The organism is Nonomuraea sp. NPDC050383 (genome assembly GCF_044459125.1).
GTDB lineage: Bacteria > Actinomycetota > Actinomycetes > Streptosporangiales > Streptosporangiaceae > Nonomuraea.
Genome location: NZ_JBITIP010000005.1, coordinates 512,547 through 536,924 on the forward strand (window position 1 = coordinate 512,547; position 24,378 = coordinate 536,924).

General features: G+C 72.2%; 23 protein-coding genes. 15 read left to right on the top strand and 8 right to left on the bottom strand.

The annotated features are described in order from the left end of the window. Positions 1-5 precede the first annotated feature (5 nt). A complete protein-coding gene (locus ACIBG4_RS16530; protein WP_397202479.1) occupies positions 6-2,963 on the top strand; it encodes a BTAD domain-containing putative transcriptional regulator in 2,958 nt (985 codons plus the stop codon). Between the two features lie 95 nt (positions 2,964-3,058). After that, a complete protein-coding gene (locus ACIBG4_RS16535; protein WP_397202480.1) occupies positions 3,059-4,090 on the top strand; it encodes a fatty acid desaturase family protein in 1,032 nt (343 codons plus the stop codon). 19 nt (positions 4,091-4,109) lie between these two features. On the opposite strand, the gene ACIBG4_RS16540 is transcribed toward ACIBG4_RS16535, so the two are convergent. Continuing rightward, complete coding sequence (locus ACIBG4_RS16540; protein ID WP_310715573.1) at positions 4,110-4,322, bottom strand: hypothetical protein; 213 nt, start codon at positions 4,320-4,322, stop codon at positions 4,110-4,112. A gap of 95 nt (positions 4,323-4,417) precedes the next feature. On the opposite strand from ACIBG4_RS16540, the gene ACIBG4_RS16545 reads away from it, so the two are divergent. From ACIBG4_RS16545 to ACIBG4_RS16560, 4 genes are all read left to right on the top strand, one after another. Then, a complete protein-coding gene (locus ACIBG4_RS16545; RefSeq protein WP_397202481.1) occupies positions 4,418-5,557 on the top strand; it encodes a sensor histidine kinase in 1,140 nt (379 codons plus the stop codon). Continuing rightward, positions 5,557-6,225 carry a response regulator transcription factor gene (locus tag ACIBG4_RS16550; RefSeq protein WP_310715576.1) on the top strand — a complete coding sequence of 223 codons (669 nt, stop codon included), beginning with the start codon at positions 5,557-5,559 and terminating at the stop codon, positions 6,223-6,225. The genes ACIBG4_RS16545 and ACIBG4_RS16550 overlap by 1 nt, the downstream gene beginning before the upstream one ends. A gap of 131 nt (positions 6,226-6,356) precedes the next feature. After that, the gene (locus tag ACIBG4_RS16555) at positions 6,357-7,607 is read left to right on the top strand and encodes a cytochrome ubiquinol oxidase subunit I (protein WP_397202482.1); all 1,251 of its coding nucleotides are present in this window, start codon (positions 6,357-6,359) and stop codon (positions 7,605-7,607) included. A 20-nt stretch (positions 7,608-7,627) separates the two neighbouring features. Next, positions 7,628-8,368: a cytochrome d ubiquinol oxidase subunit II gene (locus tag ACIBG4_RS16560; protein ID WP_397202483.1), complete on the top strand. Its 741-nt coding sequence runs from the start codon at positions 7,628-7,630 to the stop codon at positions 8,366-8,368. A gap of 46 nt (positions 8,369-8,414) precedes the next feature. Here the strand turns inward: ACIBG4_RS16560 and ACIBG4_RS16565 are convergent, their stop codons facing one another. Next, positions 8,415-10,103 (bottom strand): alpha-amylase family protein, encoded by a 1,689-nt coding sequence (locus ACIBG4_RS16565; protein ID WP_397202484.1) that lies wholly within the window; start codon positions 10,101-10,103, stop codon positions 8,415-8,417. Positions 10,104-10,205: 102 nt separating this feature from the next. On the opposite strand from ACIBG4_RS16565, the gene ACIBG4_RS16570 reads away from it, so the two are divergent. Further along, a complete protein-coding gene (locus tag ACIBG4_RS16570) occupies positions 10,206-10,406 on the top strand; it encodes an EF-hand domain-containing protein (protein ID WP_310715583.1) in 201 nt (66 codons plus the stop codon). A 25-nt stretch (positions 10,407-10,431) separates the two neighbouring features. Here ACIBG4_RS16570 and ACIBG4_RS16575 read toward each other — a convergent pair whose 3' ends face one another. Then, positions 10,432-11,730 (bottom strand): hypothetical protein, encoded by a 1,299-nt coding sequence (locus ACIBG4_RS16575; RefSeq protein ID WP_397202485.1) that lies wholly within the window; start codon positions 11,728-11,730, stop codon positions 10,432-10,434. Between the two features lie 191 nt (positions 11,731-11,921). Between ACIBG4_RS16575 and ACIBG4_RS16580 the strand changes: the two genes are divergently transcribed. Further along, positions 11,922-13,184 carry an MFS transporter gene (locus tag ACIBG4_RS16580; RefSeq protein WP_397202486.1) on the top strand — a complete coding sequence of 421 codons (1,263 nt, stop codon included), beginning with the start codon at positions 11,922-11,924 and terminating at the stop codon, positions 13,182-13,184. Here the strand turns inward: ACIBG4_RS16580 and ACIBG4_RS16585 are convergent. Beyond that, a complete protein-coding gene (locus ACIBG4_RS16585; RefSeq protein WP_397202487.1) occupies positions 13,176-13,670 on the bottom strand; it encodes a hypothetical protein in 495 nt (164 codons plus the stop codon). The genes ACIBG4_RS16580 and ACIBG4_RS16585 overlap by 9 nt on opposite strands. A gap of 144 nt (positions 13,671-13,814) precedes the next feature. Here ACIBG4_RS16585 and ACIBG4_RS16590 point away from each other — a divergent pair, with 144 nt between their 5' ends. From ACIBG4_RS16590 to ACIBG4_RS16620, 7 genes are all read left to right on the top strand, one after another. Continuing rightward, a complete protein-coding gene (locus tag ACIBG4_RS16590; protein ID WP_397202488.1) occupies positions 13,815-14,444 on the top strand; it encodes a helix-turn-helix domain-containing protein in 630 nt (209 codons plus the stop codon). A gap of 92 nt (positions 14,445-14,536) precedes the next feature. Further along, complete coding sequence (locus ACIBG4_RS16595) at positions 14,537-15,706, top strand: homogentisate 1,2-dioxygenase (RefSeq protein WP_397202489.1); 1,170 nt, start codon at positions 14,537-14,539, stop codon at positions 15,704-15,706. Beyond that, positions 15,703-16,479, top strand: coding sequence for a hypothetical protein (locus ACIBG4_RS16600; protein WP_397202490.1), 777 nt, complete (start codon positions 15,703-15,705; stop codon positions 16,477-16,479). Before ACIBG4_RS16595 ends, ACIBG4_RS16600 begins: the two co-directional genes overlap by 4 nt. A 46-nt stretch (positions 16,480-16,525) precedes the next feature. Then, positions 16,526-17,629, top strand: a complete 1,104-nt coding sequence (fahA, locus tag ACIBG4_RS16605; protein ID WP_397202491.1) for a fumarylacetoacetase — start codon at positions 16,526-16,528, stop codon at positions 17,627-17,629. Between the two features lie 70 nt (positions 17,630-17,699). Further along, complete coding sequence (locus ACIBG4_RS16610) at positions 17,700-18,881, top strand: Ig-like domain-containing protein (protein ID WP_397202492.1); 1,182 nt, start codon at positions 17,700-17,702, stop codon at positions 18,879-18,881. 73 nt (positions 18,882-18,954) lie between these two features. Then, positions 18,955-19,386 (top strand): NfeD family protein, encoded by a 432-nt coding sequence (locus ACIBG4_RS16615; RefSeq protein ID WP_397202493.1) that lies wholly within the window; start codon positions 18,955-18,957, stop codon positions 19,384-19,386. 2 nt (positions 19,387-19,388) lie between these two features. Beyond that, positions 19,389-20,477, top strand: a complete 1,089-nt coding sequence (locus tag ACIBG4_RS16620; protein WP_397202494.1) for an SPFH domain-containing protein — start codon at positions 19,389-19,391, stop codon at positions 20,475-20,477. 10 nt (positions 20,478-20,487) lie between these two features. Here ACIBG4_RS16620 and ACIBG4_RS16625 read toward each other — a convergent pair whose 3' ends face one another. The 4 genes from ACIBG4_RS16625 to ACIBG4_RS16640 all read right to left on the bottom strand — a co-directional run bounded on the left by ACIBG4_RS16625 (position 20,488) and on the right by ACIBG4_RS16640 (position 24,207). Next, the gene (locus ACIBG4_RS16625; protein ID WP_397202495.1) at positions 20,488-21,015 is read right to left on the bottom strand and encodes a hypothetical protein; all 528 of its coding nucleotides are present in this window, start codon (positions 21,013-21,015) and stop codon (positions 20,488-20,490) included. Between the two features lie 337 nt (positions 21,016-21,352). Further along, positions 21,353-22,531: a Gfo/Idh/MocA family oxidoreductase gene (locus tag ACIBG4_RS16630; protein ID WP_310715605.1), complete on the bottom strand. Its 1,179-nt coding sequence runs from the start codon at positions 22,529-22,531 to the stop codon at positions 21,353-21,355. A gap of 28 nt (positions 22,532-22,559) precedes the next feature. Beyond that, positions 22,560-23,372 carry a carbohydrate ABC transporter permease gene (locus ACIBG4_RS16635; RefSeq protein WP_397202496.1) on the bottom strand — a complete coding sequence of 271 codons (813 nt, stop codon included), beginning with the start codon at positions 23,370-23,372 and terminating at the stop codon, positions 22,560-22,562. Beyond that, positions 23,365-24,207 carry a sugar ABC transporter permease gene (locus tag ACIBG4_RS16640; protein WP_355451177.1) on the bottom strand — a complete coding sequence of 281 codons (843 nt, stop codon included), beginning with the start codon at positions 24,205-24,207 and terminating at the stop codon, positions 23,365-23,367. Before ACIBG4_RS16640 ends, ACIBG4_RS16635 begins: the two co-directional genes overlap by 8 nt. Between the last annotated feature and the right edge of the window lie 171 nt (positions 24,208-24,378).

The window sequence follows — 24,378 nt, forward strand, 5'->3', positions numbered from 1 at the left end:
GGTGGATGCGGATCGGGATCCTGGGGCCGCTGCAGGTGGCCGGGGTCGCGGTGAGCGGCGCCCGGGTGCGGGCCCTGCTGGTGCGGCTGGCGCTGGACCCCGGTCGCGTGGTGACGGCGGACCGGCTGATCGGCGACCTGTGGCCGGACGAGAGGCCGGCGCATCCGGTCGCGGCGTTGCAGTCGCTGGTGTCCAGGGCGCGGCGTGAGGCGCCGGGGATCGTCTCGTCGCGTCCCGCCGGGTACGCGCTGGACGTGCCGGCCGGCGAGGTGGACGCGTGGGAGTTCGAGCGGCTCGTACGGGCCGGTGAGGCGCGGGCGGCGCTGCGGCTGTGGCGGGGGGCGGCGCTGGCGGACGTGGCGGGGCTGCCGTTCGCGACCGGACCGGCGGCGCGGCTGGAGGAGCTGCGCCTGACGGCCCTGGCCACGCGGATCGCCACCGACCTGACCGAACGCGGCGGCACGGGCGGCGGGGTCGACGGGGTGGTGGCCGAGTTGCGGGCGCTGGTGGCCGAGCATCCGCTGCGGGAGCCGTTCCACGCCCTGCTCGTACGGGCGCTGACGGCGGCGGGGCGGCGGGGGGAGGCGCTGGAGGCGTTCGAGCGGGCACGCGCGAGACTGGCGGACGAGCTGGGCGCGGACCCCGGGGCGGAGCTGCGGCAGGCGCATCTCGCGGCTCTGCGTGACCCTCCCCCGGGAGCGGCGGGGCCTCCGGAGAGCGAGGGTGGCGGGCGGCTGCCGGCTCGGGTGACGAGCTTCGTGGGGCGCTCCGGCGATCTCTCGCACCTCCGTGCGCTCCTCACGGCCTCGCAGGCGGGGGACGACGGGACGGCGGCGCCGCCGGAAGACGGCGTGCGGCTCGTGACGCTGGTGGGGCCGGGCGGGGCGGGGAAGACGCGGCTGGCCGTCGAGGCGGCCGCCACGCTCGGCGGCGCGGTGTGGCTGGTCGAGCTGGCCTCCGCCTCCGGTGTCCTGGCCTCCCTGGAAGGTGTGCTGCGCACCACCGACCCCGTGACGGCGCTGCGGGGCTTTCGCCGGCCGCTGGTCGTGCTGGACAACTGCGAGCACCTCATCGACGAGGCCGCGCGGGTGACGCGGTGGCTGCTCGGCGCGGTGCCGGGGCTGCGGGTCCTGGCCACCAGCCGGGAGCCGCTGGACATCCCCGGCGAGACGCTCCACCGGGTGCTCCCGCTGGAGGAGGCGGCGGCCGTGGAGCTGTTCCGGGACCGGGCCGCCGCGGCGCGGCCGGACGTACGGGTCGAGGCCGGGGACGCGGCGCGGATCTGCCGCGAGCTCGACGGGATACCGCTGGCGATCGAGCTGGCCGCCGCCCGGCTGCGGACCATGTCCGTCGCCCTGCTGGTGAGCGGGCTCGGGGACCGGCTGTCCTTCCGCGGCGGCCGGACCGCCGAGCCACGGCACCGCACGCTGCGCGCGGTGATCGACTGGAGCTGGGAGCTGCTGTCGGACGCGGAGCGGGATCTGCTGCGCGCGTTCACGGTGTTCGCGGGCGGCGCGGACGCCGACGCGGTCGCGCGGATCTGCGGCGAGCAGGGCGGCGTGGCCGGGGGCGTCGAGGGCGGCGTGCTCGAGGTGCTCGCCTCGCTGGTGGACAAGTCGCTCATCGGCGTCTCCGGCGACCGGTACACGATGCTGGAGACCATCAGGCAGTACGCCGCCGCGGACCTGCCGGACGTGCGTCGCGCCCACGCCCGCCACTACACCGCGCTGGCCGAGGCGGCCGGTCCCGGGCTGCGGACCGGCGGGCAGCTCCACTGGCTGGCCGTGCTGGACGCCGAGCAGGGCAACCTGGACGCCGCGCTGGAGCACACCGACGACCCGCTCCGGCTTTTCCTGGCCCGGTTGTGGCCGTGGATCATGCGGGGGCGGCGGCGCGAGGCGGCCGAGCGGGCGGCCGAGGTGCTGCGGCGGGTGGGCGACGTGCCGCCGGCGGGGCGGGAGCCGGCCCACGGGCTCTGCCGGGTGATCATGGGCGAGGAGCCGCCGGACGCCGTCCGGCTCTCGGACCATCCGGCGGCGGTGACCTGCTTCGCGCTCATTCCGGCCCCCCTGCCCGGCCTCGTACGGCTCGCCGAGGAGAACGCCGAGCGCCTGCGCGACCACCCCGACCCGTGGACGAGGGCGGCGGCGGCGCTGGCGTGCGGCCTGGCGCGGTTCGAGTTCGGCTCGGCGGCCGATGCGGGTGGGCCGCTGCGGGCGGCGCTGGCCGGGTTCAGGCAGACCGGCGACCGGTGGGGGCTGTCGTTCACACTGCACTGGCTGTCGCTGGCCGCCGAGAACGAGGGCGACCACGCCGAGGCCGTGGCGCTGGCCCAGGAGGGCGAGCGGCTGGCCGGGGAGATCGCCGGGCTGGAGTCCCCCGCCGGGCCGATCCTGTTCCTGTCCCGGCTGGGGCGGCTCCAGGCCCGCACGGGCGACCTCGCAGCGGCCGCCGCCACCCTGGCCAGGGCGGAGGAGGTGGTGAGCGGAGATCCCGACGGCGACGCCGTGGCGTACGCCCGGGTGCTGCACGCCAGAGCGGAGGTGGCCCGCCGCTCGGGCGATCCCGGCGCGGCGGCCCGGCTGCTGCACCGGGCCCTGGAGTTGCTGCCCGGCGCGCCCGCCCAGTTCGAGGCGCTGGTGCACGTGGAGCTCGCCCGCGTCTCGGCCGACCCCTGGCCGCCGCTGCGCCGGGCCCTGGAGCTCATGGCGGCCTCGCCGGACCGTACGGTCCGCGCGACCGTGCTGGAGGGCACGGCCGAGCACTGTGACCCGGAGCTCGCCGCCGAGCTGGCCGGGGCGGCGGGAGCGCTGCGCGGCGGAGCCGGGGCGGGCGACCCCGCGCTGCTCGCCCGCTGCCGTCACGCCCTGGGCGAGGCGGGCCTTCGGCGGGCCCTGGCCAGGGGCGCCGCGATCCCCCACCCCGAGAGGTACGCGCTTCATCACCGTAGGTCAACACCGTAGGCGCCGGTCGTGGAGACAGGTAGTGGACGATCTTCCGTACGGGCGGGTAATACGCGAGGGTGGGGAAGCACGTTCTCGGTTATGTGAGGAGACCTGTGACCGACTCAGTCACACTCGACGCGCGGGGCAGCGACTTCGCCCGCCTTTCCCGGAGGATCGCGGAGGCCGGCCTGCTCGACCGGCGCCCTGTCTACTACGCGGTGCGCACCTGCCTGGCCACGGCCGCCTACCTCGGTGGGTGGGCCCTGTTCTGGTGGGCCGGCGACTCGTGGCTCCAACTTCTGGTCGCCGCGGTGCTCGCCTTTGTCTTCGCGCAGCTCGGCTTCCTCGCCCACGACCTCGGGCACCGCCAGGTGTTCCGTACGCGCCGGCCGAGCGACATCATGGGGCTTCTGGTGGGCAACCTCGGCATCGGCCTCGGCTGGGGCTGGTGGACCGTCAAGCACAACCGCCACCACGCCAACCCCAACCACGAGGACCACGACCCCGACGTCTCGCCGGCGGTGATCGTCTGGTCGACCGACCAGGCCCGGCGCAGCCGGGGACTGCCGCGGTTCATCGCGCGCCGGCAGGCGTACCTGTTCTTCCCGCTGCTGACGCTGGAGGGATGGCACCTGCACGTGGCCAGCTTCCGTGCCCTCACGAACCCGGCCGTCAAGCGGCGCGGCGCGGAGCTGGCGCTGCTGGTGACGCACTTCGCGGTCTACTTCGGCGTGGTGTTCGCGACGCTGTCGCCGGTCAAGGCCGTGGTGTTCCTGATCGTCCACCAGGGGCTGTTCGGCCTCTACCTGGGCTCCACGTTCGCCCCCAATCACAAGGGCATGCCGATCCTCACCAAGGACGACAAGCTGGACTTCCTGCGCAAGCAGGTGCTGACCTCGCGCAACGTCAAGGGCGGACCGGTCGTCGACGTGCTGCTCGGCCAGCTCAACTACCAGATCGAGCACCACCTGTTCCCGAACATGCCGGCGCCCAACCTGCGGCGCGCCCAGCCGATCGTCCGCGACTACTGCGCCGAGATCGGGGTCGACTATCTGGAGACCGGCCTGCTCGACTCGTACGGCCAGGCGCTGCGGCACCTGCACGACGCCGGCGCGCCCCTGCGCTCGGCCCCGGCGAGGTCGTGAGCCGCGCTCCGCGGAGACGTCAGTTCTGCCCGAGGCGGCGGCGCAGCTCGTCGCGCCGCCGCTCCAGATCGGCGATCAGCTGCTCCTGATCGTCCGCCATGGCGATCATGGTGCCGATCTCGATCGGATCGGTCGCCCCCAGCTCGCCGATCTGCTGGCGGATGTCCTTGTTCTCCGCGCGCAGCCGCGCCAGGTCCTCCTCGACCTGCCGCAGCTCCTCATCAGTGCTCATCCTCCTGATCTACCCAGCCGGAAGGCCGCCGCACGTCGCCGCGGTCGTGGTGGAGGTCGACGCAGTGGTCGGGGATGCGGTACAGAATGGGCGTCATGCGCGGATCGCGGGCCGGGACGGCCATGTCGCTCGGTGTGGTCGCCGTCGTGCTCGGCGCCACACTGGCCATCGCGCTGTTCGAGCAGGGCCCCCGGCCGAACGCCCTGGACCTGGTCCTCCCCCTCCTCGCCGGCGCCGCCACGCTCGCGCGGCTGCGGCATCCCGTGACGGCGCTGGTCGTCGTGACCGCCGCGGTCGTCGCCTACTACCCGTTCGCCCGGCTGGACGGGCCGCTGCTGATCCTCATGTTCGTCGTCCTCTACACGGCCGCCGACCGGGGTCACCTGGTGGCCGCCATCGCCACGGGCGCCGCCTCGCTGCTGGCCCTCGGGTACGGCGAGAGCGGCGACGTCAGGCACATCAGCGACGGCGTGTTCATCTCCATCATGGGCTGGGTGGTGGCGTGCCTCGCGTTCGGCGGCGTCACCCGCACCCGCCGCGCCTACCTGGAGGAGGCCGAGCGGCGCGCGATGGAGGCCGAGCACGGCAGGGAGGAGGAGGCCAGGCGGCGGGCCGGCGAGGAGCGGCTGCGCATCGCCCGTGAGCTGCACGACGTGCTCGGCCACAACATCTCCATGATCAACGTGCAGGCCGCGGCGGCGCTGCACGGGCTGAAGAAGCGGCCCGAGGAGGCCGAGACGGCGCTGCGCACGATCAAGGAGACGAGCAAGGAGACGCTGCGCGAGCTGCGCACCACGCTGGGCGTGCTGCGGCAGGTGGACGAGGAGGCGCCGACGGCCCCGCCCGACAGCCTGGCGCGCGTGGACGCCCTGGTCGCCGCCACGGGGCTGTCGGTGCGCACCGAGCTGTCGGGGCCGCTGGACGGCGTGCCGACGGAGATCGACCTGGCGGCGGCGCGCATCGTCCGCGAGGCGCTGACGAACGTCTCCCGCCACTCCGGGACCGACGCGGCCACACTCGCCATCACCAACGAATCCGGACATCTGGTGATCCGGGTGGAGGATGATGGCCCCGGGGCCACGTACACGGAGGGCAGCGGCTTCGGCGTCCAGGGCATGCGCGAGCGCGCCACGGCGCTGGGCGGCACCCTGGAGGCGGGGCCCCGGCCCGAGGGCGGCTTCCGCGTCGTCGCGGACCTCCCCCTGAAAACCCCGTTTCCCCTGAACGGAGCCTGATGATCCGGGTACTCCTGGCCGACGACCAGACCCTTGTGCGCGCCGGGTTCCGGTCGATCCTGAGCGACGAGGACGACCTGGACGTGGTCGCCGAGGCCGCCAACGGCGAGGAGGCGGTGGAGCAGGCCAGGCGGCACCGCCCCGACGTGGTGCTCATGGACATCCGCATGCCGCAGCTCGACGGCTTGGAGGCGACCCGCCGGATCGTCACCGACCCCCGGCTCGACGGCGTCAAGGTGGTCATCCTGACCACGTTCGACCTGGACGACTACGTGTACGGGGCGCTGCGGTCGGGCGCGAGCGGCTTCCTGGTCAAGGACACCGAGCCGGCCGAGCTGATCCACGCCGTGCGGGTCGTGGCCCGCGGCGACGCGCTGATCGCCCCCTCGATCACGCGCCGGCTGATCGCCGAGTTCGCCGGCCGGGTCAAGCGCCCGGAGCCGGGGCCGCGGCTCAACGCGCTGACCGAGCGCGAGCGGGAGGTCATGTCGCTGGTGGCGGCCGGGCTGTCCAACGACGAGATCGCGGCCCGGCTCGTGCTCAGCCCCGCCACGGCCAAGACCCACGTCAGCCGCATCATGACCAAGCTCGCCGCGCGGGACCGCGCCCAGCTCGTGGTCATCGCGTACGAGGCCGGCATGATCACCCCCGGCTGGCTCACCCCCTGAGGCGCCTGACGCCCCGGCCGGCCGTACACCCTGGGTGGTACGGCCGGCGCCGCCGGACACCCGGAGGAGTACGCCAGGTGCCCGCGCCCGCATGACGCGGCGGCCCGAGCCGTCACCGCAGGCTGTGCGCCATGGACACCGTGGAACTCGCCCGCCTGCAGTTCGCCCTCACCGCGGGGGCGCACTTCCTCTTCGTGGCGCTGACGCTCGGCCTCGCGACGCTGGTGGCCGTCGTACAGACCTGGGCGACGCTCACCCGCAGCCCGCTCCACCTGCGGATGACCAGATTCTGGGGACAGCTCTACATCGTCAACTACGCGATGGGCATCGTCACCGGCCTCGTGATGGAGTTCCAGCTCGGGATGGCGTGGAAGGGGCTGACGGAGTTCGCGGGCAACGCGTTCGGCGCCTCACTGGCGATCGAGACGCTGGTGGCCTTCTTCCTCGAATCCACGTTCCTCGGCCTGTGGATCTTCGGCTGGGACAAGCTGAACCGGTGGGCCCACCTGGCGGCCATCTGGATCGTGACGCTCACAGCGTACGCGTCGGCGTTCTGGATCCTCGTCTCCAACGGCTTCCTCCAGAACCCCGTCGGCTACGAGCTGGCGGGCGGCGTGCTGCGGCTGACCGACTTCGGGGCGATGGTGGCCAACCCGGCGGCCCGGGTGGCGTTCTTCCACGTGCTCGGCGGCGCCATGATCACGGGCGGCTTCTTCATGGCCGGGGTGAGCGCCTACCACCTGCGCCGGCGCACCGCCGAGCAGGACTTCTTCCGCAAGTCGCTGCGGATCGGCATCGGCGTGGCGCTGCCCGCGACCCTGTTCACCGCGACGTTCGGCGGCCTCGGCTTCCAGACGCTCCAGCCGACCAAGGCCGCCGCGTGGACGGGTGACGCCGGCCGGCTGGCCGCCGCGCAGGCCGAGATGGCGGCGGCGCACGGCCCCGGCGACTACCTGCCCCCGGCCGGGTGGGTGCAGGCCGGGGCGATGACGATGCTGATCGCGTTCGCGGTGATGTTCTTCTTCTCCGGGCTGAGCGCGCTGCTCATGCTGTTCCGGCCCGCGGTGCGGGGCCTGCGGGTGTGGCACTGGCTGCTGACCCTGATGATCCCGGTGCCGTTCGCGGCCATGCTGGGCGGCTGGGTGTTCCGCGAGATGGGCCGCCAGCCATGGGCGGTGTACGGCCTGCTGACCACGGCCGAGGCGATGTCGCCGGTCACCGGGGCGCAGATGAGGATCTCGCTGACCGCGTTCGTGACCGTGTTCGCCGTGCTGATCGCCACCAACTACTGGCTGCTGGCCAGGACCGCCCGGCGCGGACCGGACGCGGTGACGCTCGGCGACCGGCCGATCGAGTCGCCCGCCCCCGCCCTGTCCTTCTGACCCCGCTTGAGGAGCCCCTCATGGAGATCTTCATCCTGGCCTTCTTCGCGCTCGGCTACCTCGTGCTGGCCGGAGCCGACATCGGCGTCGGCATGGTGCTGCCGTACCTGGGCCGGAGCGCCGGCGAGCGACGCGAGGTGATCGCCGCGATCGCCCCGTTCTTCCTCGGCAACGAGGTGTGGCTGGTGTCCACCGCCGGCGTGCTCGCGGGGCTCTTCCCCAGGCTGGAGGGCGAGCTGCTGAGCGGCGATCCCGTACTGGTGGTGGCCCTGGTGCTGTCCTGGGTGGTGCGCGACATGGGGCTCTGGCTGCGCGGGCGGCTGACCCGCCCCGGCTGGCAGGGCCTCTGGGACGGGGCGGTGGTCGCGGGAAGCTGGGGGCTGGCGCTGAGCTGGGGGGTGCTGCTGAGCGACGTGCTGCTCGGCATCCACGGGCCCATCGCGGTGCTGCCGGCGCTGGTGGTGGCCGCGCTGTTCGGCACGCACGGGCTGGCCTTCGCCACGCTGCGGCTGCGCGGCGAGCTGCGGCGGCGCGCGGCCGTGCTGTCGGGCGGCTCCGGTGAGGCGCGCACGTACGCGCTGACCGCCGCCGCGCTCGTCGTGATCGGGGTGCTGGCCGGGCTGCGGCTGCCGCTCGTGGCCGGGCCCACGGCGTCGCTGCTCACGCCGGTCGTCCTCGCGGTGATGCCGTTCCTCGTGGCCTCGCAGGCGTGGGTCTGGTGGACCTTCCGTCACCGCGTGAGCGGCCCGTCCTATCTGTGAAGGTCCACCAGCGACTCTGTGAAGGTCCACCAGCGGCGGCGCCGCGTCAGGAGCGGCGCGGATGGGTGAAGGAGCTGTCCGACTTCACCGAGGCGTCCTCAGGGGCGACCTCGGGAGGCGAGGCGCGCAGCCACCGGCACCCGTGCGGGCCGAGCGGCAGACGTACCGCCCCCTTGTCCGAGACCTCGGTCGTGCCGTCCACCAGCAGGTCGGTGAGCTGGTAGTTCGCCAGGCCGTCCAGCTTCAGCTCCACCTCCTCGGTCGTCCTGCCCAGGTTGTGCAGGACGACCACCGACGCGCCGTCGGCGTCGCAGCGGTGCGCCAGCACCTGCGGGCTGCCCGAGTCGATCACCGTGTGGGTGCCCCACGCCAGCTCCGGGCACTCGCGGTAGCGCTCGATGAGGAGTTGGATCCAGCGCAGCAGCGAGTCCTGCTGGCGCTTCTGGTCGGCCACGTTGACCCGCTCGGGCCCGAAGGCTCCGTCCGGCATCTTCCGTACGGGCTCGTGCATGCTGAAGCCACCCTCGCTCGACCACTGCATGGGGGTGCGGACCGCCATGCGACCCTCGGCGGCGAGGTTCTCCCCCATGCCGATCTCCTCTCCGTAGAACAGCACCGGTGTGCCCGGCAGCGAGAAGAGCAGGCTGTAGGCCATCTTGATCCGCCGCAGGTCGCCGCCCAGCATGGGCGGAAGCCGGCGGCGCAGGCCACGGCCGAAGATCTGCATGTCCTCCTCGGGGCCGAACGCCTGGAAGATCTCCTGGCGCTCCTCGTCGGTGAGCTTGTCCAGGGTCAGCTCGTCGTGGTTGCGCAGGAACGTCGCCCACTGGCAGTCCTTGGGCGGCCGGGGCCGCTCCTTGAGCGCCGAGGCCAGCGGCTCGGCCTCGCCCCTGGCCAGTGACAGCCAGGCGCGCTGCATGCCGATGAAGTCGAAGCACATGGTGACCTGGTCGCCGAGTCCTTTGCCGAAGTAGCCCATGAGCTCCTCGTAGGGGACGTTGACCTCGCCGAGCAGCACCGAGTCGCCCTGACGGCGGGTCATGAAGGCCCGCAGGTCCGCCAGGAAGTCGTGCGGGTCGGCGAGCTTGGGCTCGACGTTCTCGATGAGGAACGGCACCGCGTCCACCCGGAAGCCCGACAGCCCGAGCTCCATCCAGAAGCCCAGGATGCGGGCGATCTCGTCGCGGACCTCGGGGTTGGCCACGTTGAGGTCGGGCTGGTGCCGGTAGAAGCTGTGCAGGTAGTACTGGCCCGACCCCCTGTCGTACTGCCAGATGCTGTTCTCCTTGTCGGGGAAGACCACCTGGCCGGGGTCGTCCGGCTCCTTCTTGTCGGACCAGACGTACCAGTCGCGGCGCGGCGAGTCCTTGCTCTTACGCGCCTCCTTGAACCACGGGTGCTGGTCGGAGGTGTGGTTGACGACCAGGTCCGCGATGACCCGCAGCCCCCGGTCATGGGCGGTCCGCATGAACTCCACGAAGTCGCCGAGCGTGCCGAGCCGGGGGTCGATGGCGTAGAAGTCGGTGATGTCGTAGCCGTCGTCCTTGTTGGGGGTGGGGTAGAACGGCATGAGCCACAGACACGTCACCCCCAGTCCCGCGAGGTAGTCGATCTGCTGCGTGAGGCCGCGGAAGTCGCCGATGCCGTCGCCGTTGCCGTCCTTGTACGTCTCCACGTCCAGGCAGTAGACGACGGCGTTCTTCCACCACAGATCCGAGGTGTACGTCAATCGCATGGACCGCCGCTACCCACAGGATCGCCCGGAATGCCGGACGCCTCCCGGGGAAGCGGAGATCGCCACTAAGGTCTGACCCACACGATCCCCCAGGAGGGCACGATGAGCGACCACGCGATCACCTTCGACCTGATCGACGTCGACAAGGACGGCCGCATCTCGGCCGAGGAGCTGGTCCGGCTGATGGAGGCCCTGGGGCAGCCGATCAGCCTGGAGCGGGCCCAGGCCGGGGTGGCCCGGCTCGACCAGGACGGCGACGGGCTGATCGATCTGAACGAGTTCGGCGCCTTCCTCAAGGACTGAGCCCGGGGCCGCCCGGGCCCCGAGGTCAGGCGGCGTAGAGGTAGACCTGGCCGAAGACCTCGGACAGGGCCTTCAGGTCGGTCGCGGCGTCCACCTCCGGCTTGGCCGGGTCGTAGACCGTGGCCAGGCGGGGACGGACCGAGGTCAGCTTCTTGAGCTGGTCCCAGGTGGTGTTGGCCGCCCACTTCTCGCCGTACGCGCGGCTGACCTGCCCCTGGCCGTTCTCGTAGCGGCTCCACAGCGTGACGGTCTCGGCGGCGTCGTCCTGCAGCGGGCTCGCCACGTGCTCGGTGATGGCCTTGGTGGCCTGCTCCCCGGTGAGCTGGGGCGCGCCGGGCGCGGCGAGCGCCGCGTCCTCGACGGAGATCTGCGCGTACGCGTCCCACGCCCGGGCCCGGACCTGGATCCACTGGTTGCGCTGCGCCGTGGCGGCGTCGATCTTCCAGGTGGTGTACTCAGTGGCCAGGTGACCGCTGTCGAGGGCGAGCTGGTCGATCTTGCCCTTGGCCAGCCAGGCGCCGATCCGCTCGGGGTCGAGGAGCGGGTACTTCTGGGTGATCGCGGTCTTGCAGGCCTCGTCGGCGCCGCAGCCGAACAGCGGCACCATCGTGTGCGCGGCCAGCTTGCGGCCCGGGGCGAGCTTGCGCAGCTCGGCCGACGCCTCGTTGACGAACGTGTCCATCTCGTCGGCGCTCTGGAACAGCTGCCCGTCCCCGAGCTGCCGGGTGAACCGGACACCCACGACGCCCGGCTGCGCGGCCAGCGCGGCGACCTGCTTGGCGCCCTCGGCGAGCTTGCCGGCCTTCCAGTCGTCGGCCAGCTCGGCGTCCACCCACACCCGCAGGCCCGCCGCGACGGCGCTCTTCACGGCCTTGCCGGTGGTGCTCTCCTCGGCCTGGGAGATCTGCTCGGCCGACAGGCCCGCCGGCGGGACGGAGCACTCCTCGCCCGCCTTGCACTCCGGCGTGCCGCCGTCCTCGGCGCCCTCGACGTCCGGGTCGCCCCCGTCGTGCGCCTGCCCGTCGCCCACGCCGTCGGGCGGGGTCGGGTCGCACACGTTGCCCGCGTCGCCGCAGTCGACCCCGATGGAGTCGAGCGGTGCTGCCGCCTCCAGGTTCTCGCCGTCGTTGGCCAGCCAGAACCTGGCGATGTCCAGCGCCTCGTCGGGGGTGGCCATCCACCGGCACACGACGTAGGCGGGGGTGTCGCCGGCCATCAGGTCGTTGCAGCTGCGGGGATCGTCCTCCGACCACGCGGGGACGCCGATGCCGAGCAGGGAGAGGGCGAGTCCTATGACGAAGAGCTGCCGCAGTCGAGGTCGCATCGAGGCGCCTTACGTGAGGGGTGATCGTCGGGCATTAGGCACGATATCTGGATGATCAGTGACGTTCAATGAGATCAGGGGGTCTTGACCGCTTTTCTGACCCGTTTCTTCACCTGCCGGATAACCAGAAGACAACTCCACCGGCGTCCCGGAAGAATGAGCCCCGTTTTCCGCGAAGCAAGGGGGATCAGGTGCGCGGACATCTCGGAGACCTCGGCCTGCTCCGCGAGCGGCGGTTCACGCTGCTGCTGGCGGCGCGGACCATCTCGGTGCTGGGCAGCACGTTCGCCCCCGTGGCCCTCGCCTTCGGCATCCTCGGCCTGCCCGGCGCCGACGCGACCACGCTCTCGGTGGTCCTGACCGCCGAGTCGCTGCCGATGGTGCTCTTCATGCTGGTCGGCGGCGTCATCGCGGACCGCTTCCCCCGGCACCTGGTCATGACGGCCGGCGAGCTCACCAACGCGCTGGCCTTCTTCGCCCTGGCCGCGATGATGTTCACCGGATGGACGCCGCTGCCCGCGATGGCCACGGCCGCCGCGATCAGCGGCCTGGCGATGGCCATGCTGTTCCCCGCGCTGACCGGCATCATCCCGGAGGTGGTGCCCGCCGACCGGCTGCAGACCGGCAACGCCCTGCTCGGGCTGGGCGCCAACACCTCGCGCGTGGCCGGGGCCGTGCTCAGCGGCGGCACCGTGGTGCTCTTCGGCGGCGGATGGGCGCTGTCGGTGAGCGGCGTGATGTTCGCGGTGGCCGGCGTGCTGGTGGCGGCGCTGCGGCTGGCACCCGGCGAGCGGCCGGCCGGGCCGCGTCACTCGATGCTGGCCGACCTGCGCGACGGCTGGCGCGAGTTCAGCTCCCGGCAGTGGATCTGGGTGGTCGTCGCACAGTTCTCGATCATGGTGATGGCCATCCAGGCGGGCCACGGCGTGCTGGGGCCGCTGCTGGCCAAGGAGAGCCTGGGCGGGCCGCTGGTCTGGTCGGCGTTCCTGACGGGCGAGGCGGTCGGCACGATCGCCGGGGTGCTGGTGTCGCTGCGGATGCGGCCGTCCCGCCCGATCCTGCTCGCCACGCTGCTCTGCCTGCCGACCGCGGCGCCGTACCTGCTGCTGGGGTTCGGGGCGCCGGTCTGGGCGATCGTGGCCGGGTCGTTCGCGCTGGGGGTGTGCTTCGACGTCTTCGGCGTGCTGTGGCAGACCACCATGCAGCGGGAGGTCCCGGCGGACGCGCTGTCGCGGGTCAGCTCGTACGACGCGCTCGGGTCGCTGATGTTCGGGCCGCTCGGGCTGATGCTGGCCGGGCCGGTGGCGCACCTGATCGGCACCCGGGAGGCGCTGCTCGCCTGCGGCGCGATGGTCGTGCTCTCGACGCTGGCCGCGTTGCTGTCGCCCGGGGTGCGCAACCTGCGCGCCCCGGCCCCGGCCCCGGCTCCGGCCTCCGAGGGCGTCTCAGGCTGACCGCCCGAGGAAGAAGGCGTTGGCCCGCGGCTGGAACATGAGCGTCACAGCCCCCAGCACGGCCAGCAGGTGCAGGATCCGGCTGCCCGCGAAGACCAGGTCCATCGGGGCGGCGGCGGCGACCGCGTCGCCGATCGAGCCGCCGGCCAGCAGCCACCGCGCCGGCTCGACCACGAGGGACAGCGTTCCGAAGATCCCGAGGCCGACGGCGAGCGTGAGCCGCGCCCAGTTGCGCCTGTGCCGCAGCCGCAGGGCGAGGAACACGGCCGCCCCGAACACCGCCAGCCGGAAGACGATCTGCGGCAGCAGCTCACCGAACGCCGTCCCGGACGACAGCTCCACGGTGACCATGAGCAGGGCCTCGAAGGCTCCGGCCGCGACGGCGAACAGCCACAGCGACATCGCCGCGAGCACGACGGGCGGAACCTCGTCCGGCAGGCCGCCCCGGGGCGCGGGCGGCGGGGTGAGGGTGGACACGCGACTCATGGGATCCTCCTAGGTCTTTCCTGAAGTCTGCGCCGATCACCCGTCCCGATCAGGCCCGCCGCCCCCCGAATCCGGGGTGGGGCCCGCCCTACCGGCCCGCCCTACCGGCGATCCCCGCGCACGGGCGGTGGCGATAATCGGACCATGGTCGCTGAATCCGCCCAGACGCTGGAGCGCGGGCTCCGCCTGCTGAGGCTGCTCGCCGACGGCAAGGGCGGGCGCACCCCCACCGAGCTGAGCCACGAGCTGCAGCTCAGCCGTCCCGTCGTCTACCGGCTGCTCACCACGCTGTCGCGCGAGGGCTTCGTGCGGCGCGACACCGAGGGGCGGGCGCACCTCGGGTTCGGGGTGCTGGTGCTGGCCCAGGCCGTGCAGCCGCTGCTGCGGGCGGCGGCGCTGCCCGCGCTGCGGCGGCTGGCCGAGACGGTGGGCGCGACCGCGCACCTGACCGTGGCCGAGGGCGACGACGGGCTGGCCGTGGCCGTGGTGGAGCCGTCGTGGACGCACATGCACGTCGCCTACCGGGAGGGCTCGCGCCATCCGCTCACCAAAGGCGCGGCGGGGCGGGCGATCCTGGGACTGCGCGAGGGCCGGTCGGACTATCTGGTGACGGAGGGGCAGTTGCAGGAGGGGGCCCGGGGCATCGCCGCCCCGGTCACCGGGCTGCCGTGGCTGGAGGCGTCGGTGGGGGTGGTGACGTTCGGGCCGCTGGACGAGTCGGCGGGAGCGCGGGTGGTCGAGGCCGCCGCGGAGCTGGCCGGCGCCCTGGGTTGACATCTCCAGGGCGATGGACGACGGTAATTGCATATAGAGGACGCTTACGTCCGATAAACGGACGGTCGTCGGACGCTGCTTGGGGAGGCCGGATGCCGTACTACCGCGTCGTGGGCGAGGTGCCCCGCAAGCGCCACGTGCAGTTCAGGAAGCCCGACGGCGGGCTGTACGCCGAGGAGCTGATGGGCGAGGAAGGCTTCTCCTCCGACTCCTCACTGCTCTACCACCGTCACCTCCCGACGGCCATCGTCAAGGCCGAGGCCGTCACGCAGGGCACCGGCACGCGCCTGGAGCCCAACCTGCCCCTCTCCCCGCGGCACTTCCGCACCCAGGACCTCGCCACCGCCGGGGACCTGGTCACCGGCCGCGTCCTGCTGGCCGGCAACGGCGACGTCCGGTTGTCGTACGCCACCACCGACCGGCCCAGCGAGCTGTACCGCGACTCGATGGGCGACGAGTGCGTGTACGTCCAGCGGGGCCGGGTCCGGTTCGAGTCCACGTACGGCGTCATCGAGGCCGGTGAGGGCGACTACGTGGTCGTGCCGACCGGCACCATCCACCGCTGGGTGCCCGACGGGCAGGTCAACGCGCTGGTGATCGAGGCCGCCGGCCACATCCGGCCGCCCCGGCGCTACCTGTCGCAGTACGGCCAGTTCCTGGAGCACGCGCCCTACAGCGAGCGCGACCTGCGCGCCCCGGCCGAGCCGCTGCTCGTGGACGGCGAGGAGGTGCCGGTGCTGGTCCGCACCCGGGGCGGCCTCACCCGGCTGGTCTACCGCGACCACCCGTTCGACGTCGTCGGCTGGGACGGCTGCCTCTACCCGTACGCGTTCAACATCCGCGACTTCGAGCCGGTCGTGAAGAGGACGCACGCCCCGCCGCCCGTCCACCAGACGTTCGAGGGGCCGGGGTTCGTGGTCTGCTCGTTCTGCCCGCGCCCGCTGGACTTCCACCCCGAGTCGGTGCCGATCCCGTACAACCACCACAATGTCGACTCCGACGAGTTCATGTTCTACGTCGGCGGCGACTACTCCGCGCGCAAGGGCTCCGGCATCGACGTCGGCTCCGTGTCGCTGCACCCGGCCGGCTTCACCCACGGGCCGCAGCCCGGCGCGGTCGAGGCGGTCATCGACGCCGTGGCGCGCGGCGTCACGACCACCAGCGAGACGGCCGTCATGGTCGACACGTTCCGGCCGCTCGACCTCGGGCAGGGAGCATTGTCGTGCGAGGATCCCGGATACGCTTGGACGTGGGCCAGATGAGCACCGCCGTCCTGTTCACCGCCCTGGTCGACGACGCGGGGCTGTTCCCGCCGACGTCCCTGCACATGTCCGACGCGCTGGCCCGCCACCGCCGCGACCAGGAGCACGGCGGCCAGGTGCTGACCCACCGCTTCCTGTGCCCCGCCAGCCGGCTCGACGCGCTGCGCCGCGAGGAGTTCGTCCCGCGGCGCATCGGCCTGATCGTGGACACGCCGGAGATCCCGCCGTTCGAGGACCTGCCGGTCGACATCGTCGAGGTGCCGATGCCCCCCGACGCCTCCGTGGCGGCGACGGCCCTCGGCGTGGCCGGCCGGCTGCCGCGCGGCGTGCGGCTGTTCGTCGAAGTGCCGGCGCACCGGGTCGGCACCGACGTGCCGGAGGGCGTCGGGCTCAAGGTGCGCTGCGGCGGAGCGACCTCCGACGCGTTCCCGCCGGTGGAGCACCTCGCCGTGTTCATCCGGTCGTGCGTGGAGCAGGAGATCCCGTTCAAGGCCACGGCCGGGCTGCACCACGCCGTACGCCACTTCGACCCCTCGCTGGGGACCGACCGGCACGGGTTCCTCAACCTGGTGCTGGCCGTCTGCGAGGCCGTCGAGCGGCGCGATCCCGTGCCCGCCCTGCGCACCACCGACGCCACGCGGCTGGTGGCGCTGGCCCGCCAGGTGGACCCGGAGACGGCCAAGCACGCCCGCGAGCTGCTCGTGAGCTACGGATCGTGCAACACCGCCGCCCCGCTGGGCGACCTGCGCGAGCTGGGCCTGATCCCCGAATGACCGGCGACCGACCGCCGGCCGGCCGATGACGGAGCGAGGAGGACGTGTGAGCTGGGGAGTGGACAACCTGCCCTACGGGGTGTTCTCCCGGCCGGGCCAGGCGCCCCGGGTGGGCGTGCGCTACGGCGACCGGGTGCTCGACCTGGCCGCCGCGCTGCACGACGAGGTGTTCGCGGCGCCCTCGCTCAACCCCTTCATGGCACGCGGGCGCGGCGCCTGGCAGGCCACCCGGGCACTCGTCCAGGAGAAGCTGACCACCGACATGGCCGTCACCGAGGCCCACCTGATCCCGCTGGAGCAGGTACGGCTGCACATGCCGGTCGAGGTGGCCGACTACGTCGACTTCTACTGCTCCCTGGACCACGCCTCCAACATCGGCCGGATCTTCCGCCCCGACGCCGAGCCGCTGCTGCCCAACTGGCGCCACCTGCCGGTCGGCTACCACGGCCGCTCGGGCACGGTGGTCGTCTCGGGGACCCCGATCACCCGGCCGCACGGCCAGCTCAAGGCCGGCGTGTTCGGCCCGTGCGCCAAGCTCGACATCGAGGCGGAGCTGGGGTTCGTGATCGGCACGCCGTCCGAGATGGGGGCGCCGGCCGGCGCGTTCGAGGACCACGTCTTCGGCGTGACGCTGCTCAACGACTGGAGCGCCCGCGACATCCAGGCGTGGGAGTACGTGCCGCTCGGGCCGTTCCTCGGCAAGTCGTTCGCCACCTCGATCTCGCCGTGGATCACCCCGCTGGACGCGCTGCCCCGCGTCCCCGGCCCGGCGCAGGAGCCCGAGCCGCTGGAGTACCTTCGCCGGCGGGCCGACTGGGGGCTCGACGTCGGCGTCGAGGTGTCGATCAACGGGGAGGTCGTGTCCCGCCCGCCGTACGCGTCGATGTACTGGACGCCGGACCAGATGCTCGCCCACCTCACCTCCAACGGCGCGTCGCTGCGCGTCGGCGACCTGTTCGCCAGCGGCACCATCTCGGGGCCGCGGCGCGAGGAGCGCGGCTCCCTCATCGAGCTCACCTGGAACGGGAATGATCCGATCAAGCTGGCCGGCGGCGAGATCCGGACGTTCCTGGAGGACGGCGACACCGTGACCCTGCGCGCCACGGCCGGAGGCATCACTTTGGGCGAGGTGTCGGGAACCATCCGATAGGTCACTCGACGTGCTCTCCTCGTGACTCCCCGCTAACCTGGGACCTCCCTTCCCGGAAAGCAGGAGTCAGATGCGGCGCGCCGCGGTCGTCTTTCTCGCCACCCTCTGTCTCGCCGCCTCGCTCAGCGCGGGCTGCGGCTCGGGGAGCGCCGGAGACCCGGCGCCGGTGGCGCCCGCCGTACGCGTGCAGCCGGCTTTCGACACCAAGCGGGCCCGCACCGACCGCGGGCTCGTCGTGCGGGCGCGCGGCGGCAGGCTGGGCGAGGTACGCGCGCACGCCGGCGGCATGCCGGTGCCGGGGCGGCTCGACGCGTCCGGCACGGTCTGGCGCTCCGACTGGGCGCTCAAGCCTGGCGCCGAGTACACCGTCACGGCCCGGGCCGCCGGCCCGGGCGGCCCGCCGGCCGTCGTCAGGGGCCGGTTCCGCACCCGCGTGCCCGGCCACGCCTTCGGGGTGGCCTCGGCCGTGCCGCTGCCCGGCGAGACCGTCGGCGTCGGCATGCCGATCGTCCTCACCTTCGACACGCCGGTCAGCGACAAGGCCGCCGTCGAGCGGGCGCTCCAGGTCACCTCGGAGGTCCCGGTCGAAGGGGCGTGGCGCTGGATGAGTGACACCCGGGCCGTCTACCGCACCCGTACGTACTGGGCGCCCCGGCAACGGGTCACCGTCACCGCCCACCTGGCCGGGGTGCGCGCCGCGCCCGGCGTGTACGGCACGGCGGACCGCACCTTCATGTTCACCGTGGGCCGCGACCAGTCCAGCGCCGTCGACGCCCGCACCCACCAGATGGTGGTCCGGCGCGACGGCGAGATCGTGCGGCACATGGCGATCAGCGCCGGCATGGGCACCACCCGCGAGTACACCACCACCAGCGGCGTCCACCTCACCATGGACAAGGGCGACCCGGTCCGCATGATCTCCCCCGGCCGCGACAAGGGCGAGCCCGGCTACTACGACAAGCTGATCGACCACGCCGTCCGCATCTCCGACAGCGGCGAGTACGTCCACGCCCTGGACAACGTCTGGGCCCAGGGGCGCGCCAACGTCAGCCACGGCTGCATCAACGCCCGGCCCGACCAGGCCGCCTGGTTCTACGCCGGCTCCCTGCGCGGCGACCCCGTGACGATCACCGGCACCGACCGCGAGCTGGAATGGGACAACGGCTGGGGATTCTGGCAACTGTCCTGGGAGGAGTGGCTGCTCGGCAGCGCCGTCTACGGTCCCGCCGCCACACCACTGTCGCAGCGCTGAATCGGCGATACCGTAGGAAAAAGGGGAACCGGTGGCGGTCCCTGGCCCGTTGTCCTTACAGGAGGGCCGGAGCATGGACGAATGGATCGTCTGGGTGATCCTCGCGGTGGTCCTCGGGGTCGCGGAGATCTTCACCCTCACCGCGGCGCTGGGACTCCTGGGAGTTTCCGCGCTGCTGACGGCGGCCGGGGCCGCGGTCGGCCTGCCGGTGCCGCTCCAACTGCTGGTCTTCGCCCTGTCCTCGACCGCGGGACTGTTCGTCGTCCGGCCCGTGGCCATGCGCCACATCCGCCAGCCGCCGTTGCAGCGGTTCGGTGTGGAGGCGCTCGTGGGCAAGCCCGCCTACGCGGTCACCCCGGTGACCGGACGCGACGGCAGGATCCGCGTCGGCGGGGAGGAATGGTCGGCCCGCGCCTACGACGAGACCCTGGTGATCCCGGAAGGGGCGACCGTCGACATCATCGAGATCGAAGGGGCCACCGCCCTCGTATATCCCAGGGAGTGAGCATGGATCCGCTGTTGCTGGTCGGGTTGTTCGTCATACTCTTCGCCGTGTTCACCGTGCTCAAGGCCGTGCGCATCATCCCGCAGGCCCGGGCGCGCAACGTCGAGCGGCTGGGCCGCTACCACCGAACCCTCAAGCCGGGCCTGAACTTCGTCATCCCGTACATCGACCGGGTCTACTCCATGATCGACCTGCGTGAGCAGGTCGTGTCGTTCCGCCCGCAGCCCGTGATCACCGAGGACAACCTGGTCGTCGAGATCGACACCGTGCTGTACTTCCAGGTCACCGACCCGCGGGCAGCCGCCTACGAGATCGCCAACTACATCCAGGCGGTCGAGCAGCTCACCGTCACCACGCTGCGCAACGTGGTCGGCTCCATGGACCTGGAGAAGACCCTGACCTCGCGTGACACGATCAACAGCCAGCTCCGGGGCGTCCTGGACGAGGCCACCGGCAAGTGGGGCATCCGCGTCAACCGCGTCGAGATCAAGGCGATCGACCCGCCCAAGACCATCAAGGACGCGATGGAGAAGCAGATGCGGGCCGAGCGGGACAAGCGGGCCGCCATCCTCAACGCCGAGGGCCAGCGGCAGTCGCAGATCCTGACGGCCGAGGGCGACAAGCAGAGCCGCATCCTGCGCGCCGAGGGTCAGCGGACGGCCGCCATCCTGGAGGCCGAGGGCCAGTCGCGGGCCATCGACCAGGTCTTCCAGGCCGTCCACCGCAACGACCCCGACCCGAAGCTGCTGGCCTACCAGTACCTCCAGGTGCTGCCGCAGCTCGCCCAGGGCTCGGGCAACACGTTCTGGGTCATCCCGAGCGAGGTGACCTCGGCGCTCCAGGGCGTGTCCAAGGCGTTCACCGAGGCCCTGCCCAAGTCCGCGGCCACGCGCGAGGAGCTGCCGCCGAGCGCGGAGATGGACGAGGAGGTCGCCAAGGCCGCGGAGGCGGCGGCCGAGGCGGTCGCGGACGCCCAGGAGGCGGAGAGCCCGAACGGGCCGCGTCAGCTCACCCAGTCGGCCCCGGCCCCGGCCCCGTTCCCGGACCTCGACCGCACCCCGGAGCCGCAGCGCAACCACCAGGAGCCCTGAGGGCCCCTGGTCAGGCCACTTCCAGAAGGCGGCGCACCTGGTCCTCCCGGTGCGTCGCCCTGGCCCGGCACGCCAGCTTGACCGCCGCGTCGGCGAGCGCGATGTCGCGGTTCACCTCGGGGATGTCGTCCCCCATCGCGGTCCGGAGCCACTCGGAGACCTCCGCCCAGGAGTAGAGGGTGATGTTCTCGGACTCGATGAGCGGGGGCGGGAACCCGCCGGGACCCCGCTGACCGCCGACGAGCTGACGCAGGCTGGCCTGTGTCCGGTTGCCGTGCCGTCGCGCCGCGTCGCCCAACGTCACCGCGTCCTCCTCGCCGACGCCGACGGCCCACAGGCCGTCGACGGTGCGGATCTCGGCGACCACCGACATGATGGCCTCCAGAAGGCTGGCCGCCTCACGGTCGCACATGAGGAGAGAAGTTCCGTCCGGCCCTCCCGCGACGGCGCAGTCGTCGAGTCCTGCCTCGTACAGGCTGTCCGCTTCCTCATCGGTCGGCGCCCGATTGAGCGTGACTCGGAAGCTCCACGTGGTCATGAACTCTCCTCATCCTTCACGCATTGCGCATGGTCGCCGGCCCAGGCAAGGATGCTCCTCGCATGATCTCCCGAATTGCGGGGCGTGGACCAGATGGCGTACGGCTTGACGCCACAGACACAATGGACCCGCCCCCAGCGATGACCGTTATGGCTCTCGACCACCGTCAATGACGCGAGCTTGCGAATGCTCTTCAGCGCCGCGTTGATCTCATTGCACCGGTGCCTGCCTCGACCGACCATGTACTAATCCTGCAACAGTGTTGCATGATTAGAACGGCACTTCCACTACTGGGACCCCAACCAATGCGCACGTGTCCGTCCGGCCCACCACCCGATCAGCTCGCGCGAGTCTGGCCGCCGTCGAAGTAGGCGACCAGCTCCGGGTCCAGCGGCGGGACGTCGTACGGCGTGCCGCCGTCGCGCAGCGACATCGTGGCCTGGTAGCCCGCGGCGACGCTCATCCGGGCCGCCACCGGCGAGGTGTCCGTGACCCCGCCCTCCCGCACGAAGCGCAGGAACTCGGTGACGATGTCCGCGTCCGCGCCCCCGTGGGAGCCCTGGGCGTCGGGCACCCGGTAGGCGATGTCCGCGTCGGCGCGGTAGCCGGTGGGGCCGGTGTTCCACACCTTCACCGTGTCGCCGGGGCCGTCGCCGAAGTTCTCCAGCCGGCCCTCCGTGCCGATGACCGTGTAGTTGCGCACGTAGTCGGGGGTGAAGTGGCACTGCTGGTAGGCGGCGATGACGCCGTTGTCGAGGCGCATGTTCATCACGGACACGTCCTCGACGTCCACGACGTGGTGCAGGTCGCGGCGGGCGGTCGGCGGCCAGTCGTACTCGCGCAGCCACCCCTCCGGCCGCGGCGTGCCCGGCTCGCGGCGCGGCAGGTCGCCGTACACCATGAGGTCGCCGAACGCGCTGACCCGGCTGGTGTAGCCGCCGGCCAGCCAGTGGATGACGTCGAGGTCGTGGGCGGCCTTCTGCAGCAGCAGGCCCGTGGTGCGGGTGCGGTCGGCGTGCCAGTCCTTGAAGTAGTAGTCGCCGCCGTAGGAGACGAAGTGGCGCACCCACACGGTCTTCGGCTCGCCGATGTCGCCGCGCCGGATGATGTCGCGCATCTGCCGTACGACGCCCATGTGCCGCATGTTGTGGCCGACGTACAGGCGCGTGCCGGTGCGGTGGGCGGCGCGCAGGATGGCGTCGCAGCTCTCCACGGTGATCGCGAGTGGCTTCTCCACATAGACGGCCTTGCCGGCCTCCAGGCAGTCGATCGTGATGCGCTCGTGGGTGTCGTCGGGCGTCATCACGATCACGGCGTCGAGGTCGTCGCGGTCGAGCAGCGCACGGTGGTCCTCGGTCACGTACGTGGCCCCGAACACCCCGGCCTGGTGCTTGAGCACGGCGGGGTCGGTGTCGCAGAGCGCGGTCACCGCCGAGCCCGCGCCGGGCCGGTGCGCCGCCAGGGCGAGGCTGGAGCGCAGGCCGAGGCCGATGACTCCGATCCGCAGGTCTTCCACAGGGGTCCTTTCTCGGGGTACGGGCACGCTACTTGGAGCCGGTGAACGCGATGCCCTGGATGAGCTGCTTCTGCATGATGACGAACAGTACGATGATCGGCGCGCTGGCCATCAACGACCCCGCCATGAGGACCGGGTAGTCGGTCATGTGCTCGCCCTGGAGCGCCGACAGGCCCGCCGAGAGCGGCATGCTCTCCGGGTCGGTGTTGACGATGAGCGGCCACATGAGGTCGTTCCACGACCACAGCACGGTCAGCACGCCGAGCGCGAGCAGTCCGGGCCTGGCCAGCGGCAGCATCACGCTCCAGAAGATGCGCAGGGGGTGGGCGCCGTCCAGCCGGGCCGCCTCCTCCACCTCGGCGGGCAGGGTCATGAAGAACTGCCGCATCATGAACGTCCCGAACGCGCTGAACATGCCGGGCGCTATCAGGCCCGGCAGGGTGTTCAGCCAGCCGAGGCTCTGCACGATCTGGTACTGCGGGATGAGGAAGAGCTGGCCCGGCACCATGAGCACCGACAGCAGCACGACGAAGATGGCGTCGCGGCCGGGGAAGCGCAGCCGGGCGAAGGCGTAGGCGGCCAGCGAGCAGAACAGCAGCTGCGCCAGCGTCCGCCCGGTGGTCATCGCCACGGTGTTGCCGAGCTGCTGGAGGAACGGCGTCTCGTCCAGCACCTTGGCGAAGTTCGACCACTCGAACGAGGGAATCCAGACGGGCGGCGTCCTGGTCGCCTCGGTGAACGTCTTCAGCGAGGTGAGCACCTGCCAGAAGAACGGCATGACCATCGCGGCCGCGCCGATCGCGAGCACCAGGTGGACGGGCCAGAGGCGGCCGTTACGCATAGTGCACCCACCTCTTCTGGACGCGGAACTGGATGACGGTCAGCACCAGCGTGATGGCCATGAGGACCACGGCCATGGCGGCCGCGTACCCCTTGGCGCCCTCCTCGAAGGCCCGCGAGAAGAACAGCGACACCACGGTCTGCGTGTCCTCCCGGGCGGGGTTGCCGCGGCGCAGCATGAGGTAGACGAGGTCGAACATCTGCAGGCCGTTGATCACGCTGAGCACCGAGACGAAGAAGACGCTCGGCGACAGCAGCGGCAGCGTGATCCGGAAGAACTGCCGGGCGCGGCCGGCCCCGTCGATCGAGGCCGCCTCGTACAGGTGGGCCGGGATCGACTGCAGGCCCGCCATGAAGATGACGGCGTTGTAGCCGATCTGCGTCCAGATGCCCACCGCGACGAGCGCGTACAGGGCGGTGGACGGCTCGGCGATCCAGGACGTGCCGTGGATCCCGACGAGGGACAGCAGGTAGTTGATCAGGCCGTAGTCGCCGTTGTAGAGCCAGGTCCAGATCATCGCGACGGCGGCCGGCATGGTGACCACCGGCAGGAAGTACAGGGTCCGGTAGAGCGACACCAGCCTCAGCCCCCGGGTGCCGAGCAGGGCCGCCACCGCGATGGACAGCGGGATGCCGAGCAGGCTCAGGCCGCCGTACAGGAAGGTGTTGCGCAGCGCCTTGGCGTTGGCGGGGTCGGTGAGGAGCTGCTCGTAGTTGCGCAGGCCCACCCAGGTCGCGTCGCCGAACAGCGTCCACTCGGTGAAGCTGTAGTACACCGACTGCACGACCGGCCACAGGTAGAACACGCCGAGACCCAGCACGAGCGGCGCGATCATCGCGTAGCCCCAGACCCAGTCGCGGTCGCGCAGCCGGCGGCGGGTGGCGGGGCGGGGGGGGGGGGGGGGGGGGGGGCGCGCGCCCCAGACGCGGCGCAGAGGCAGACAAGCGCGGCCGCCGCGGCGGCGGGCGCGGGGGAGGGGGCGGCCCCCCCCCCCCCCGAGCCCCCC

Excerpts from the sequence above, each read along its gene's own strand:
- ACIBG4_RS16560 (WP_397202483.1), top strand. The coding sequence starts at position 7,628 with ATGGAGATCTTCATCCTGGCCTTCTTCGCGCTCGGCTACCTCGTGCTG.
- ACIBG4_RS16570 (WP_310715583.1), top strand. The coding sequence starts at position 10,206 with ATGAGCGACCACGCGATCACCTTCGACCTGATCGACGTCGACAAGGAC.
- ACIBG4_RS16635 (WP_397202496.1), bottom strand. The coding sequence starts at position 23,372 with ATGCGTAACGGCCGCCTCTGGCCCGTCCACCTGGTGCTCGCGATCGGC.
- ACIBG4_RS16550 (WP_310715576.1), top strand. The coding sequence starts at position 5,557 with ATGATCCGGGTACTCCTGGCCGACGACCAGACCCTTGTGCGCGCCGGG.
- ACIBG4_RS16545 (WP_397202481.1), top strand. The coding sequence starts at position 4,418 with ATGCGCGGATCGCGGGCCGGGACGGCCATGTCGCTCGGTGTGGTCGCC.
- ACIBG4_RS16575 (WP_397202485.1), bottom strand. The coding sequence starts at position 11,730 with ATGCGACCTCGACTGCGGCAGCTCTTCGTCATAGGACTCGCCCTCTCC.
- ACIBG4_RS16600 (WP_397202490.1), top strand. The coding sequence starts at position 15,703 with ATGAGCACCGCCGTCCTGTTCACCGCCCTGGTCGACGACGCGGGGCTG.
- ACIBG4_RS16585 (WP_397202487.1), bottom strand. The coding sequence starts at position 13,670 with ATGAGTCGCGTGTCCACCCTCACCCCGCCGCCCGCGCCCCGGGGCGGC.
- ACIBG4_RS16565 (WP_397202484.1), bottom strand. The coding sequence starts at position 10,103 with ATGCGATTGACGTACACCTCGGATCTGTGGTGGAAGAACGCCGTCGTC.
- ACIBG4_RS16640 (WP_355451177.1), bottom strand. The coding sequence starts at position 24,207 with ATGATCGCGCCGCTCGTGCTGGGTCTCGGCGTGTTCTACCTGTGGCCG.
- ACIBG4_RS16530 (WP_397202479.1), top strand. The coding sequence starts at position 6 with ATGCGGATCGGGATCCTGGGGCCGCTGCAGGTGGCCGGGGTCGCGGTG.
- ACIBG4_RS16590 (WP_397202488.1), top strand. The coding sequence starts at position 13,815 with ATGGTCGCTGAATCCGCCCAGACGCTGGAGCGCGGGCTCCGCCTGCTG.
- ACIBG4_RS16595 (WP_397202489.1), top strand. The coding sequence starts at position 14,537 with ATGCCGTACTACCGCGTCGTGGGCGAGGTGCCCCGCAAGCGCCACGTG.
- ACIBG4_RS16625 (WP_397202495.1), bottom strand. The coding sequence starts at position 21,015 with ATGACCACGTGGAGCTTCCGAGTCACGCTCAATCGGGCGCCGACCGAT.
- ACIBG4_RS16555 (WP_397202482.1), top strand. The coding sequence starts at position 6,357 with ATGGACACCGTGGAACTCGCCCGCCTGCAGTTCGCCCTCACCGCGGGG.
- ACIBG4_RS16540 (WP_310715573.1), bottom strand. The coding sequence starts at position 4,322 with ATGAGCACTGATGAGGAGCTGCGGCAGGTCGAGGAGGACCTGGCGCGG.
- ACIBG4_RS16610 (WP_397202492.1), top strand. The coding sequence starts at position 17,700 with ATGCGGCGCGCCGCGGTCGTCTTTCTCGCCACCCTCTGTCTCGCCGCC.
- ACIBG4_RS16620 (WP_397202494.1), top strand. The coding sequence starts at position 19,389 with ATGGATCCGCTGTTGCTGGTCGGGTTGTTCGTCATACTCTTCGCCGTG.
- ACIBG4_RS16615 (WP_397202493.1), top strand. The coding sequence starts at position 18,955 with ATGGACGAATGGATCGTCTGGGTGATCCTCGCGGTGGTCCTCGGGGTC.